The organism is Bacillus sp. IS1 (assembly GCF_032461585.1).
In the GTDB taxonomy this organism is placed as follows: Bacteria; Bacillota; Bacilli; order Bacillales; family Bacillaceae; genus Bacillus; species Bacillus velezensis.
The window spans coordinates 547,402-562,017 of the sequence record NZ_JAWCWR010000001.1; the positions used below are offsets into that span (position 1 = coordinate 547,402).

Consider the following 14,616-nt stretch of genomic DNA (forward strand, 5'->3'; position numbering starts at 1 on the left):
CTTGGCAAAAGTCATCCAGCTGTCAGATGAACTCTCAAATAAAATAGCGGCCGGCGAGGTGGTCGAACGGCCTGCCTCAGTCGTTAAAGAATTGGTGGAAAACGCCATCGACGCAAACAGTACAGTCATTGAAATCGACATAGAGGAAGCGGGGCTTTCGTCGATTCGGGTGCTCGATAACGGCGAAGGGATGGAAACCGATGATTGCAAGCGGGCTTTCCGCCGCCACGCGACCAGTAAAATCAAAGATGAAAACGACCTGTTCCGGGTGAGAACACTCGGTTTCCGCGGAGAAGCTTTGCCAAGTATCGCGTCTGTTTCTCATCTGGAAATCAAAACGAGCATCGGCGAGGGAGCGGGCACCCATCTCATTCTTCAGGGCGGGAATATCATTTCTGAACAGAAATCCTCCAGCAGAAAAGGAACGGAGATTATCGTTACCAATCTGTTTTTCAATACACCCGCCAGATTGAAATATATGAAAACCGTGCATACGGAGCTCGGCAATATTACGGATGTTGTTAACCGGATCGCTCTTGCGCATCCGGAAGTATCGATCCGTCTCCGCCATCAGGGGAAAAATCTGCTGCAGACAAACGGTAACGGGGACGTGCGCCATGTGCTGGCCGCAATTTACGGGACGGCGGTTGCGAAAAAAATGATACCGCTCCATGTCAGCTCGCTTGATTTTGAAGTCAAGGGCTACATTGCGCTTCCGGAAATCACGCGTGCATCCAGAAACTACATGTCATCTGTCATTAACGGAAGATACATTAAGAATTTCCCGCTTGTAAAAGCGGTGCATGAGGGCTATCACACACTTCTGCCGATCGGCCGCCATCCGATTACGTTTATCGAAATTACGATGGACCCGATTTTGGTCGATGTCAATGTACATCCCTCAAAGCTTGAAGTCCGCCTCAGCAAAGAGACGGAGCTGCATGAGCTGATCCGTGACGGGATAAAGGAAGTGTTTCAAAAGCAGCGGCTTATTCCGAGCGCCCAGCTCCCGAAAAAATCAGCGCCGGCACCGGCCAAAAACGAACAGCAATTCATAACGTTCGAGGAAAGTGCCCCTGAGCGGAAACTTCCTGAAAAAACGCCGGAGCCGTCTTACTCACCAATGAAGCTGAGTTCGGTCGTAAAAGAGCCTGAGCCGGTAATAATAGAAGAAGAGATCCTCCCGAATGAAGCGGATCACGGAGTGCCGCCGGAGCTCGGCATGCCGGTAACGGAAGCGCCTGTTTCCGATACTCCGGAACCGGAAGCTGTCTCTGAAGAAATACGGGAAGAAAGAGTTCCGGTGATGTATCCGATCGGCCAAATGCACGGGACATATATTTTAGCCCAAAACGAAAATGGCTTGTATATCATTGACCAGCATGCGGCACAAGAACGGATTAAATACGAATATTTCCGGGAAAAAGTCGGGCAGGTCGAGCCTGAAGTACAGGACATGATCGTGCCGCTCACCTTTCATTACGCGGCAAATGAAGCGCTGATCATTGACCAGCATCAGCATGAGCTTGAAAGCGTCGGAGTATTTTTAGAAGCATTCGGCACGAACAGCTACATCGTCCGCTGCCATCCGGCCTGGTTTCCAAAAGGGGAAGAAGCTGAACTGATTGAAGAAATCATTCAGCAGGTGCTTGACGCCAAACAGATCGATATTAAAAAACTGCGGGAGGAAGCGGCCATTATGATGAGCTGCAAAGGCTCAATCAAAGCGAACCGCCATTTGCGAAACGATGAAATCAAAGCGCTCTTGGACGACCTGCGCCGAACGACAGACCCGTTCACATGCCCGCACGGCCGGCCGATCATTATTCACCACAGCACGTATGAGATGGAGAAGATGTTTAAGCGTGTGATGTAGAAGGGTTCTGTGTGGGATGTACCCCTCGTGCCCACATTTTGCCCATTGGTTTTTAGCTGTTTAGGTATTCATCAAACCGATTAATGCTTTTTTGATTGATATGGATATAGACATCAGCCGTCATTTTCACATCGGTATGACCGAGTCGTTCACTTACAAAATTTGATATCTGAACGAAAGCAAAAGCATTTTATCGGCTGGCCTTTGCTCTTCGCGTGGAAGTCTATAAGGACGGGGTCGCGCCGGAATGAATTTTGTTCAGCCGATAAGGGATCCGGAATGTATTTTCTATATCAAACGGTTCTTAAAAGAACAGAGCGAACGGAATTACATGCTATTTGTCACTGGTATAAACTCAGGCCTTCGTATATCAGATATACTGGAGCTGAGAGTAAGAGACGCCAAGCGGCCGTATTTCAACCTTATAGAGAAGAAAACCAAAAAGAAAAAGAGAATTGAAATGACGCCGGAACTTCAAAGAGAATTAAAGGCATATATTGAGGGGGAAGAAGATCATGAATATCTTTTCAAAAGCCGCGAAGGGATCAACAAGTCCATTTCCCGGTCGATGGCTTATAAGATTCTGAGGGCTGCTGCTGAGTATGTCAATTTGGATGATATAGGCACGCACACGCTGAGGAAAACATTCGGATACCATTTTTACAAGCAAACAAAAGACGTTGCCATGCTGCAGGAGATTTTTAATCACTCAGATCAGCGGACAACCCTTCGATACATTGGAATTAACCAGGATGCCATGAACAATGCCATGAAGAAATTTAAAATATAAGCAGGCTCATCTCATAAACAAGATGAGTCTTTTTTTCTGCATATTTTTATTGATTCCCTTCAAAAAGCATACGTGGAATTCATTTTAGGGGTATGGATTGAAAACAGTAGAGGCAAGGGCTGGCGACACTTCAGGCAGTTGCACAGTCTATAACATATGGGTAATTCGTGGATTTTGTGGATAAATGGAAAATTTGGGCGTTTTTCGTGATATTATTGTGTTACAGGAGGTGAGCGGGATGAGTAGAGGCGCAACAGGTTCAGCGTTAGAAGAGAAAGGCATGGTTTGATAGAACGATACCAAGTAATGAAGGGGTGAGCGGGATGACTGCAGCAGAGCAAAAAGGAATGTACTAAAAAGATTTTGGCAGAAAGGTGGCACGATAACGGCACACCATTTTGTTTTAGATAAGGTATTATGGTATAGGTAATAAACAGACAGGCGCTTTCCCAATCGGGAGGGCGCTTTTTCTATTGGAGGGATTTCATTGAAGAATTTAGTAATGCGGGACACACATTGCAAGGAAGCGGCTCTGGACAAAATCAAACAAATTCTTAACGCTGGTCAAATATTAGAAGTCAAGTCAACTAAAGAAGAACCCTCTTTAAAGAATGAATACAACAAGCACGGCGACATTTGTTACAGCATAAGAGGGTATGATTCAGTTTGATAACTAAATGAATTGTGTACTAAATATTCATTGTGAGAATTAAGCGCTGTCTAATAAGGGGGGCGTTTTTTATGTTCTCTGCAAACAACTCTAATGAATCGTTCGACAAATTTTGCAAATGGTTCCTTTGTTCCTTCCTTTTACCGATAATGAGGAGGGAAGATATTGAAACTTAATTTTAAAGACACTATATTAATATTTATCATTCTATCTTTATTTCTTGGAGATATACTTCTTTATTCAGGAATATTAAATACATTCTTTGAAGATAAAGAAACCATCTGGGCTGGATTAATTGCTTTTATGGGAGCAATATTAGGCGGTGCAATTACATATTACGGTGTTAAACTTCAGATTCAGCACAGAGAAAAAGAAATTTTCATGAGCAATGTGACTGAAACTTTGACCAAGATAAATGAATTATTACGTTTTCTAAAACCTAGTTTCAATCGCTTTTTATGGATAGAAACATCATTTATGGATGAAGAGTCTAAGGCAATGCATATTAAATTAAATGTTAATGATTTTGACAAAGTTCTAACCGAACAAAAAGAGATTGTTTACAAATATCTTGATTATGAATTGGTAGAGTTAATTGAATTACATCAGAAATTCTACCATATGTATAAAGAAAAATATAGTTTTCAAGAAGCGTATGAGGACATGGAAAAGTGCAGAGATATTTTTAATATATTGGTTAAGGGACAGGAGAGAATAAAACAGAAGTATAGAAAATATAAAAGAACAGAATAGCATGGGACTGCCCCCCGTTTTTGATCCCTGTCTCAAAAACGGGGGGCAGTCCCTAAAGAGAGGGCTTTTTTCATTTAAATTGATTAATAACTTAAAGATTGAGAATAGTTTCTCGCACTGACCTTCATCTTTTCACCGGATCTTTTGTAAGATACTTTTGCTAGGGTTTCGTTTTCGTCTATGTATGGAGCTTTCCAAAATACAGAGATTTCATTAACGCTTTTGTCTTCTATTGCTGTGCGAGCAGCTAAATCATCACTATATAATTCAATCATTTTCTTAGTTCTTGCTAATGAATTTTTTAAATCAAAGGACAAGTGAACCAGTGCAATGTTTTGACCGTTTTCTTTAGTTCCAAGATCCTGATTGACTTCAATATCTTCGACAGAAACGTTATGTAGGTGTTCATTTACTAATTCTTTAATTTTATTTTCGGGATTTTCCGTTACATCCACATACGGTGAGTCATCTAATTCTGATTGATCACTTTTAGTAATTAACCCATATTCACTTTTGACGCTTAACTTACCATCAACAAAATGAAGAGATACCGTTGCATCATTTTCCAAGCCGTCCTCTCCATCAAAATCATAATCTGGCGATGAATATTTATTAATTTTATATTCAGATTTCGCTTTGCCGCCAACAATTTTTTTGACTTCATCATAAGTCATATCTTCTCTTATTTTTTTATATTCGCCTGGCGTAATGGTCGCAATAGGTTCATCTTCATATTTAAGAAAATGCTTATTAATGAACCCTATTGAAAGTAATATAACGATACATGTAAGAGACAGCAGAAGTCCAGTTCTTCTAGTTTTTCCCGGAACCAGCAGTATTACCCCAATAAATGCCCCTATAACCATGAAACCACCAAACAATGCAATAAATAAAGCCATAATGATTTCCTCTCCTATCTTCGAACATAAACATCTTAAAACAAAAGAGGAAGGATTTCCATACTTGCAAGAGTTTGCTGTCACTGAAGATGAACCTGGAAGCACAATAAAAAAAGCAGGGGGTTTTTTTGTATGGTCCCGAATTTTTCATTGAATGTTACTTGTGAAAAATCTCTTAAAGAGCAAGATGATTCTCATGGGAAGAGATGGGAGAAGAATTTAAATAAAATTGGAATTTGGTGAGCTGACAATCTGAAAGAGTCAAAGGGGACTAGTAATTAGCCCCCATTACATTTAGTTCTTCCTGCGGTTTTTTCTATTTTTGATCAAACTGAAAACCACTAAGAGAACCACACCGACAGCAACAATATAAAATGAAATTTCTGCTGCTGCGGTATTAATATTCTTAAGAAGAAGGATAAGCCCTATTAAAACTATAGGAATGATGTAAGTTAGAATTCTTATAGCTTTTGGGCTCGGTTCAGCGTTTCTTTTATTTTCCATAATTACCTCCCGTCTAAAGCTTAACACAGGTTAAATTTGATAATCACCAACAATAGTCCCGTTTAAAGAGGAAACATAAGAGTTTAAGTAATCCATCAAGCGGCGTACGTGCCGTTTGGTCCAGAAGATGCTTTATCTCTAGCATAAAAGATTACTCAGGGGAGAATGCTCCGGCTGTTCCAAGAAAGTGAAGTGAGGAAACAACATCTTGTGTGTGAATTACGTCGTATTTTTCTAATTCGGAATTGTGCGTTAATGCCAACTCATAAGCATAACATTTAAATTCGGGTAAGGAGCTAAGGTATTCTGATATATTTTGGGGAAGCCGTATGGGTTTAGGTTATCTTGAAGAAAAGGATTGAAATAAGAATCTAGATTGAATGTCATTTAAAGACTGATTATCCTCTCAGACTACTTCGACAATTCTTTTCAAAATAAAAACTCGATTTGTTTTTCTTTCTTTTTATTCGAAAATTATACCATCCTTCATTTTCTGAATAAAATCTCCTAAAGTATTCATGTAAATGAATATTCTTATTTCCTTATATATTACGATAACAAATTTTAAAAACCGGAGGCTGGTTCTTTTGGTTGATTTGAACAGTTTTTTATCTTTACCGGAAAATCCATGGAAAAACGTGGTGTCATCTGGTAAAGTGGTTACAGTCGGCTGGGCGGCGGCAGCAGTCTGCCCGGATCTTTTAAATGGGAATGGTGACAATGGATCATACATATGAAGTGCATCAAATCAAAACTTATCACCAGATGTGGTCCAACTATTGTTATATTATCGCAGACCGCTCAAAAAAATCTGCGATAGCGGTGGACCCGTCCTGGGAAATCGATAAAATAACCGATAAACTGCATGAATTGGATGTTGATTTATCAGCTATTTTATTAACACATTCGCATTATGACCATGTAAACTTGGCGGAGCCGCTTCAGCAAATCTATCATTCTGATATATACATGTCGTCGGCGGAAATCGATTTCTATCAATTCCGGTGCAGAAACTTAATAGCGCTTGAAGACGGCCAAACCTTTGCGGCCGGAGGGTTTATCATCAGAAGTATACTGACCCCGGGACATACGGCCGGGGGAATGTGCTATTTGCTATCTGATCATCTTTTTACCGGTGACACCGTGTTTACAGAAGGGTGCGGTATATGTGAGGACAGGGGCAGCTCAGCTGAAGATATGTTTCACAGTATACAGAGGATCAAAGCCTCCATTCCGCCGCATGTGCGTGTGTATCCGGGGCACTCCTTCGGGGAGAAGCCGGGTCAAAAAATGGAGAGTCTTTTGAAAAACAATATTTACTTTCAGATTGAAAAAAAAGAACATTTCGTGAATTTTCGCAACAGAAAAAATCAAAAAGGGCTGTTTCATTTTAAGTAATGTGTAATTTAGTTCTATCTAACTAGCTTTTCTTTTGAGGCAAAGAAGTTCTGAAATGGAATGGTAGTTATTACTAGATTTCTGGTGATGAATGACTGAGTAACGGGAGTTTGCGGAAGAGAACGCCGGGCAGGCCGGATGGGACATTCTGCTTACGCCTGTTCCGAAAGCCCTGAGTCCGCCTTCTGACAGGGAAAAATAGGCATTATTCAGGAGTTCGCATAGGATAAATTAACTTGACATGGTATTTTTGTGAAGTTACTATCAACTTGAACATGCTTCTTATCTGAATCCGAGAAAGGATGGCTGAGAAAATGATCACATACTTATTCCCCGGACAAGGTTCTCAAAAGCAGGGAATGGGGAGCTCATTGTTTGATGAATTTAAAGACTTAACGGAGCAGGCTGATGAAACACTCGGATATTCCATGAAACGGCTTTGTCTTGAGAATCCGTATTCCAATCTTCATAAGACGCAGTTCACCCAGCCTGCTTTATATGTTGTAAACGCGTTAAGCTATTTGAAAAAAATCCAAGACAATGACATAAAGCCGGATTATGTGGCCGGCCACAGTTTGGGAGAATATAATGCGCTGTTTGCAGCAGGTGCTTTTGATTTTATTACCGGCCTGCAGCTTGTCCGTAAAAGAGGCGAATTAATGAGTATGGCCACTGACGGAAAAATGGCCGCTGTTATGGGGTTAACTGCAGCTCAAGTGTCAGACGCCCTTCAAACGCACGGATTACATACGATTGATATTGCCAATATGAATTCTCCTCACCAAGTTGTCATATCCGGACGCAAAGAAGACATTGAAAGAGCCAAAAGCGTATTCGAAGGATTAAAAGACGTTACGATGTTTCATCCGTTAAACGTAAGCGGCGCTTTTCACTCGAGATATATGAGTGAAGCAAAACAAGAGTTCGAAAAATTTTTACAGTCATTTCATTTTTCTGCTATATCAATTCCCGTCATTTCTAATGTGCATGCCAGACCTTATGAGCAAGACGGAATCCACTCCGTTCTGGCCGATCAGATCGACCATTCAGTGCGATGGAACGACAGCATCCGCTATCTGCTGGACAAAGGGCGGATGGAATTTGAAGAAGTCGGCCCGGGCCATGTGCTGACAGGACTTATTCACCGCATCAAAAAAGAAACTGAAGCTTCACCCGCCATGTAGCGGAACGCAAGTCAAAATTCTTATCTCACACAATAGTGCCAGCCATACAACATCACGACCACTTCACCTGCACACGACATCACGAAAAACTCACAAATCAATATTTTAAAAAAATAAAGAGCAAAAAGGAGAACAAATGAACCAGCCAATTGTTTTCATGTTTTCTGGACAGGGTTCCCAATACTATCAAATGGGGAAAGAGCTGTTTGCACATAACGCCGCTTTTCGGCAGAAAATGCTTGACTTGGACGATTTTGCAGTCAGCCGTTTCGGTTACTCTGTCCTTAAAGAGATGTATCATACAGGCAATCGTCTGTCTGATCCATTTGACCGCCTTCTTTTCAGCCATCCTGCCATTTTTATGGCTGAGTACGCACTTGCATATGCTTTGGAGCAAAGAGGCATACGTCCCGATTATGTGATCGGAGCAAGCCTCGGAGAGTATGCAGCGGCCGCTGTGTCGGGCGTGCTGAGCGCCGAGGATGCTTTAGATTGCGTGCTGGAACAGGCCCGAATCGTTACGGAAACTTGCCGTAACGGCAGCATGCTTGCGATACTGGGTGATCCGGCTTTATATCAAGATGATCCGCTGCTCGGCGAACATAGTGAATTGGCATCTGTAAACTATCATTCTCACTTTGTCATCTCGGGAGAGCGGGAGCATATCAAAAGGATCATGGACGATCTGAGAGAAAAGCAGATTCCTCATCAGCTATTGCCGGTATCTTACGGGTTTCACTCAGCGCTGGTTGATCAGGCGGAACAGCCGTACAAGCGCTTTTTAGCTCAGAAATCAATCCGGACTCCATTTATACCGTACATCTCCAGTGCGACAGGAGAGGCTGAGACCGATATACAAGCGGACTTTTTCTGGGATATCGTAAGAAAGCCGATTCGATTCCGCGAAGCGCTTCAATTCGCAGACAGCCGCCAAAAAGGATTGTATATCGATGCCGGGCCTTCCGGAACATTGGCCGCATTTGCCAAACAGATTCTTCCTGCAGGATCGGCTGAACGCATCCGTGCCATTATGACGCCGTTTCATAAAGAACAAACACATTTGCAGCAAATAGAAGACAGCATTTTATCACCGCCCGGAAGGAGACTGTAAGATGATCAGCTTTGTTTTTCCAGGCCAAGGCTCGCAAAAAATCGGGATGGGAGAGGACCTGTTCGGCCGCTATCCTGAATTAACCGCAAAGGCCGATCACATTCTCGGATATTCCATTCAGGAGCTGTGCCGGGACGGAGAACGTCTCAATCAGACTCAATTCACTCAGCCGGCGCTCTATGTCGTCAATGCCCTCAGTTATTTGAAAAAAACAGAAGAAACCGGCTTGAAACCGGATTTTACCGCCGGACACAGTTTAGGCGAATATAACGCGTTATACGCCTCGGGCGTCTTTGATTTTGAAGAAGGCTTACAGCTGGTCAAAAAAAGGGGCGAACTGATGAGCCGCGCAAAAGGAGGCGGCATGGCAGCGGTGATCGGCCTGACTCATGAGCAGGTGACGGATGTTTTAAGAGAAAATCACTTGGATATGATTGATATCGCCAACATGAACACACCGCAGCAAATTGTCATTTCCGGCTATAAAGAAGATATTGAAAAAGCCGCATCCGTTTTTGAAGCCGTAAACGGCGTAAAAATGGTTCACCGCTTAAATGTCAGCGGCGCCTTTCATTCCAGATACATGCTGGAAGCGAAGGAGGAATTTTCACGGTTTATCGAGTCTTTCCATTTTAAGCCGCTGTCCATTCCGGTCATTTCAAATGTGACGGCAAGACCCTATGAGCAGAGAGAGCTGAAAGAGACACTCACCGGACAAATAACGGGATCGGTGAACTGGACTGACAGTATCCGTTTCTTAATGGGAAGAAAGAACATGAGCTTTGAGGAAATCGGTCCCGGAAAAGTGCTGACGGGGCTGATTCAAAGAATTACGGCTGAAGCGGAGCCGATAACAGATGAAATCAAAGTCCCGGCTGAGACTGGAAAAAGCTCAATTACGGCGGCGTCTTTAGGAAATGAAGAGTTTAAGCGCGATTATCAATTGAAATACGCCTACTTGGCCGGCGGCATGTACCGCGGAATTTCTTCGAAGGAAATGGTCGTCAAACTGGCCGAAAAAGGAATGATGGGCTTTTTCGGAACGGGCGGTTTGAACATCGCGCACGTCGAGGACGCCATTTTGTCAATTCAGCATGAGCTTCGTGACGGCGGTTCCTTCGGCATAAATGTTGTACATAACATGAAACATACAGATTCAGAAGAAAAAATGATTGATCTTTTATTGAAGCATGGGGTTCAGAACTTGGAAGCATCAGCGTTTTTAACGGTTACTCCCGCTTTAGTAAGGTTTCGCGCTAAGGGGTTAAAACGCGGTGCCGGAGGACAAATAATAGCGCGTCAGCGGATTATCGCCAAGCTTTCCCGTCCGGAAGTAGCGGAAGCGTTTCTCAGCCCGGCGCCTGATCACATTCTGCAGAAACTTGCAGCCGAAAACAAAATTACCGCTGAAGAAGCAAGTCTGATGAGAGAAATACCCGTTGCGCATGACATCTGCGTAGAGGCTGATTCAGGCGGCCACACTGACGGCGGAGTTGCTTACAGTCTCATGCCGGCGATCATCCGTTTACGAGATGACATGATGAAAAAATACCGATACGGCAAAACCGTCCGCATCGGAGCCGCAGGGGGAATCGGAACGCCCGAGGCTGCCATGGCCGCATTTATGCTCGGCGCTGATTTTATTGTGACCGGATCTATTAACCAATGCACCGTTGAGGCAGCGACGAGCGGCCTCGTAAAGGACCTCCTGCAGCAGATGAATGTACAGGATACGGCCTACGCGCCGGCCGGCGATATGTTTGAATCAGGCAGCAAGGTGCAGGTATTAAAGAAAGGGCTGTTCTTTCCGACCCGCGCCTCTAAGCTGCATGAACTGTATCAGCGTCACCGCTCAATTGAAGAAATTGATGAAAAGACACTCAGACAAATAGAAGAGAAGTATTTTAAGGCAAGTGTAAGCAGTATTTATGACAAAGTGAAGGCTCATTATTCGAATGAAGACATTTCAAAAGCCGAACGGAATCCGAAACAGAAAATGGCGCTCATATTCAAATGGTATTTCAGGCAAAGTTCTGCTTCGGCGATTAAAGGAGACCCGGATGCCAAGGTAGACTTCCAGATTCATTGCGGCCCGGCATTAGGCGCCTTTAATCAATGGGTGAAAGGTACGGAGCTGGAGTCCTGGAAAAACCGCCATGCCGATGATATCGGCATGCGGCTTATGGAAGAGACGGCCTCGCTTTTGAATCAGAAGTTAGGTTCATTTTTGCAAACGTGTTGACAAGACGAAATGATAGATTGAAAACATGGAATATTCATAAAAGATGAAACAGGGAGGAACTGACAATGAGTAAAGAAAAAATCTTTGAATTGCTGCAGAACACAATCTACGAGGTTTTGCCTGATTTAGAAGGCGAACAGCTTTCACAGGAAGACCGGTTAGTTGATCTGGGGGCGGATTCAGTGGACCGCGCCGAAATTATCACGATGATGCTTGAAGAATTATCACTGCAGATCCCGCGTGTTGAGCTGACGGGAGTGTCAAACATCGGCGAATTGGCGGCAAAGCTTTATGAAAAGGTACAGGCTGTCTGATAAAACGGTGAAATAATCGGAAACTCAAAATTCATATTGGAGGCGAAGTTCATGGCGGCTGCCGGAATAGAAGCGATAAATGTGTTTGGCGGGACAGCATACCTTGATGTCATGCAGCTGGCGGAGTACAGAAACTTAGACCCTGCCAGATTTGAGAATTTACTGATGAAAGAAAAAGCGGTGGCGCTTCCGTACGAAGACCCCGTCACATTCGGCGTTAACGCGGCAAAGCCGATTATCGACCGATTGACAGAGGCTGAAAAAGACAGAATCGAGCTGCTGATTACCTGCTCGGAGTCCGGCATCGATTTCGGAAAATCACTCAGTACATATATTCATGATTACTTAGGCCTCAACCGGAACTGCCGTTTATTTGAACTGAAGCAAGCCTGTTATTCAGGAACGGCGGGTTTGCAGATGGCGCTTAACTTTATTTTGTCGCAGACATCCCCCGGAGCGAAGGCGCTTGTCGTCGCGACGGATATTTCCCGGTTTTTAATTGCCGAAGGCGGCGATGCGTTAAGCGAGGATTGGTCTTACGCAGAACCGAGCGCCGGAGCGGGTGCCGTCGCCTTATTGATCGGTGAAAATCCCATCGTATTTCAGGCGGATGCGGGCGCCAACGGCTACTACGGCTATGAGGTGATGGATACATGCCGTCCGATCCCGGACAGTGAAGCCGGTGATGCCGATTTGTCATTGATGTCTTACCTCGATTGCTGTGAACAGACATTTCGCGAGTACAAAAACCGTGTGCCGGGCGCTGACTACAAAGAGACGTTTCACTATCTTGCCTTCCATACACCGTTTGGCGGCATGGTCAAAGGAGCCCACCGGACGATGATGCGCAAGCTTGCAAAAGCGAAAAACGCTGAAATCGAACAGGATTTTCAAACCAGGGTAGAGCCGGGGCTCCGCTATTGCCAAAGAGTCGGAAATATTATGGGAGCAGCCTCTTTATTGGCTCTTGCAAGCACGATTGACCAAGGGGCATTCGACACTTCTAAGCGGATCGGCTGTTTTTCGTACGGCTCCGGGTGCTGTTCAGAATTTTACAGCGGCGTTGTGACGCCTGAAGGACAAACGCGGCAGCACTCTTTCAAAATAGAAGAGCACCTGAACAACAGATACAGGCTGTCCATGGAGGAGTATGAAGAACTGTTTAAAGGCAGCGGTCTGGTGAAGTTCGGAACTAGGAATGTCAAATTGGATATGAATATGGTGCCGAACATTTTAGACCATCATACAGGAAGCCCTCGTTTGTATTTGGAAGAAATCACGGAATTTCATCGGAAATACAGGTGGATATCGTGACCTATGAAACGATAAACGTCCGTTTTCAGCAAAATGTCTGCTTCATCACCTTTGATCGGCCTGAAGCCAACAATACGATTAATGAGCGTTTAGTGGAGGAATGCCTGCACGTTCTTTCTGAATGTGAAGACTCCGTGACCTCCGTAGTGCTTGAAGGGCAGCCGGAGGTATTTTGTTTCGGGGCGGATTTTGATGAGATGTACCGGAAAATGAGGCAGGGTATACAGCATGCGGAATCGCAGGAGCCGCTTTACCGTTTGTGGCTGGCATTAAAATCCGGGCCGTACATCACAATCGCCCGCGTCCGCGGAAAAGTAAATGCGGGAGGTGTCGGTTTTGCCGCCGCCTGCGATATCGTCATTGCAGAGGAGAGTGCTTCGTTCAGTTTATCTGAACTGTTATTCGGACTTTATCCGGCCTGCGTTCTGCCGTTTTTAATTCAAAGAATCGGATTTCAAAAGGCGCATTATATGACGATTATGACAAAGCCCGTGCCGGCACGCCAGGCGCTTGAATGGGGACTTTGTGACGTATGCGTCCCGGACTCAGCAACAGAGCTGAGAAAGCATTTGCTGCGCCTTCGTCCGCTGTCGAAAAAAGCAGTCATCCGCTATAAAAAATACATGGATTCCTTAAACGACCTTGTTCATCGTTCGAAATCCATTGCTTTAGCCGAAAATCAAGCGATGTTTTCAGATCCGGATAACCAATCAGCCATTACCCGTTATGCAGAAACGGGACGGCTTCCTTGGGAAACGGAGAACAGTTAGGAGGATATCATGCCGAACGCCGCAGTTGAACTGCTCGAAATTGAACCGGATATTATCCAAGTGACAATGCAGGATAAAGCCCATAAAAACGCCTTCTCCAAAGAACTGACGGATGGATTGATGGAAGCATTCACCCGTATAAAAAAATCGTCAGTCTATAAAGCTGTGATTTTAACAGGATACGGCCATTACTTTGCTTCCGGAGGCACACAGGAAGGCCTGCTCAGGATTCAGCAGGGCATCACGAAGTTTACGGAAGACCGCATGTACTCTTTGGCGCTGGAATGTGATATCCCCGTCATTTCCGCCATGCAGGGCCACGGAATCGGAGGCGGGTTTGTCATGGGGCTTTTCAGTGATTTTGTCATTTTAAGCAAAGAAAGCGTGTATACCGCAAACTTTATGAAATACGGTTTCACCCCCGGAATGGGCGCTACCTTTATCGTTCCGGAGAAGCTTGGGGCAAGCCTCGGCCATGAAATGCTGTTAAACGGCGGCCACTACCGCGGCGGTGACCTGGAGAAAAGAGGGGTGCCTTTTCCGGTGCTTCCGCGGCAGGAAGTACTAGACTATGCGCAGGAATTGGCCCGTGAGCTTGCGGAAAAACCGAGAAACTCTTTAATTACATTGAAAAGGCACTTGGTGACGCCGTTTCGCGAGCAGCTTCCGGCCGTCATTGAGAAGGAGTTAATCATGCACGATGAGACGTTTCATGATGATGAAGTGAAAAAAAGAATCACGACGATGTACGGAGTATAAGACATACATCTTACATACAGATGAAATGGAGG

Annotated in this window: 15 protein-coding genes; 13 read left to right on the forward strand and 2 right to left on the reverse strand. The window is 44.4% G+C overall.

Annotated elements, in window-relative coordinates; all coding sequences use genetic code 11:
* Nucleotide 1 precedes the first annotated feature (1 nt).
* From mutL to RUW00_RS02595, 4 genes are all read left to right on the forward strand, one after another.
* Entirely contained in the window at nucleotides 2-1,876 is a 1,875-nt protein-coding gene (gene mutL / locus RUW00_RS02580) for a DNA mismatch repair endonuclease MutL (protein ID WP_280145102.1), read from the forward strand.
* 247 nt (nucleotides 1,877-2,123) lie between these two features.
* Nucleotides 2,124-2,666 (forward strand): tyrosine-type recombinase/integrase, encoded by a 543-nt coding sequence (locus tag RUW00_RS02585; protein ID WP_280145103.1) that lies wholly within the window; start codon nucleotides 2,124-2,126, stop codon nucleotides 2,664-2,666.
* A gap of 487 nt (nucleotides 2,667-3,153) precedes the next feature.
* Nucleotides 3,154-3,336: a hypothetical protein gene (locus RUW00_RS02590; protein ID WP_280145104.1), complete on the forward strand. Its 183-nt coding sequence runs from the start codon at nucleotides 3,154-3,156 to the stop codon at nucleotides 3,334-3,336.
* Nucleotides 3,337-3,501: 165 nt separating this feature from the next.
* Nucleotides 3,502-4,089, forward strand: a complete 588-nt coding sequence (locus tag RUW00_RS02595) for a globin family protein (protein WP_280145105.1) — start codon at nucleotides 3,502-3,504, stop codon at nucleotides 4,087-4,089.
* Between the two features lie 83 nt (nucleotides 4,090-4,172).
* Here the strand turns inward: RUW00_RS02595 and RUW00_RS02600 are convergent, their stop codons facing one another.
* On the reverse strand, nucleotides 4,173-4,988 hold the full coding sequence (locus RUW00_RS02600; RefSeq protein ID WP_315956458.1) for a hypothetical protein: 816 nt from the start codon (nucleotides 4,986-4,988) through the stop codon (nucleotides 4,173-4,175).
* A gap of 294 nt (nucleotides 4,989-5,282) precedes the next feature.
* Nucleotides 5,283-5,492 carry a hypothetical protein gene (locus tag RUW00_RS02605; RefSeq protein ID WP_232489698.1) on the reverse strand — a complete coding sequence of 70 codons (210 nt, stop codon included), beginning with the start codon at nucleotides 5,490-5,492 and terminating at the stop codon, nucleotides 5,283-5,285.
* Between the two features lie 587 nt (nucleotides 5,493-6,079).
* Here RUW00_RS02605 and RUW00_RS02610 point away from each other — a divergent pair.
* The 9 genes from RUW00_RS02610 (at nucleotide 6,080) to RUW00_RS02650 (ending at nucleotide 14,584) form a co-directional block, all read left to right on the forward strand.
* A complete protein-coding gene (locus RUW00_RS02610) occupies nucleotides 6,080-6,229 on the forward strand; it encodes a hypothetical protein (protein ID WP_223255065.1) in 150 nt (49 codons plus the stop codon).
* Complete coding sequence (locus tag RUW00_RS02615; RefSeq protein ID WP_003154103.1) at nucleotides 6,213-6,890, forward strand: MBL fold metallo-hydrolase; 678 nt, start codon at nucleotides 6,213-6,215, stop codon at nucleotides 6,888-6,890. Before RUW00_RS02610 ends, RUW00_RS02615 begins: the two co-directional genes overlap by 17 nt.
* Before the next feature lie 314 nt (nucleotides 6,891-7,204).
* A complete protein-coding gene (gene fabD / locus RUW00_RS02620) occupies nucleotides 7,205-8,074 on the forward strand; it encodes an ACP S-malonyltransferase (RefSeq protein ID WP_015417505.1) in 870 nt (289 codons plus the stop codon).
* A 136-nt stretch (nucleotides 8,075-8,210) separates the two neighbouring features.
* A complete protein-coding gene (locus RUW00_RS02625; protein WP_017417808.1) occupies nucleotides 8,211-9,185 on the forward strand; it encodes an acyltransferase domain-containing protein in 975 nt (324 codons plus the stop codon).
* 1 nt (nucleotide 9,186) lies between these two features.
* Nucleotides 9,187-11,427 (forward strand): ACP S-malonyltransferase, encoded by a 2,241-nt coding sequence (fabD, locus tag RUW00_RS02630; RefSeq protein ID WP_095272062.1) that lies wholly within the window; start codon nucleotides 9,187-9,189, stop codon nucleotides 11,425-11,427.
* Nucleotides 11,428-11,492: 65 nt separating this feature from the next.
* Nucleotides 11,493-11,741, forward strand: a complete 249-nt coding sequence (locus RUW00_RS02635; RefSeq protein WP_014417817.1) for an acyl carrier protein — start codon at nucleotides 11,493-11,495, stop codon at nucleotides 11,739-11,741.
* 51 nt (nucleotides 11,742-11,792) lie between these two features.
* Nucleotides 11,793-13,055 (forward strand): hydroxymethylglutaryl-CoA synthase family protein, encoded by a 1,263-nt coding sequence (locus RUW00_RS02640; protein WP_017417811.1) that lies wholly within the window; start codon nucleotides 11,793-11,795, stop codon nucleotides 13,053-13,055.
* Nucleotides 13,052-13,825 carry an enoyl-CoA hydratase/isomerase gene (locus RUW00_RS02645; protein WP_095272065.1) on the forward strand — a complete coding sequence of 258 codons (774 nt, stop codon included), beginning with the start codon at nucleotides 13,052-13,054 and terminating at the stop codon, nucleotides 13,823-13,825. The genes RUW00_RS02640 and RUW00_RS02645 overlap by 4 nt, the downstream gene beginning before the upstream one ends.
* Nucleotides 13,826-13,834: 9 nt before the next feature.
* Entirely contained in the window at nucleotides 13,835-14,584 is a 750-nt protein-coding gene (locus RUW00_RS02650; protein WP_003154094.1) for a polyketide synthase, read from the forward strand.
* The last annotated feature ends 32 nt before the right edge of the window (nucleotides 14,585-14,616 follow it).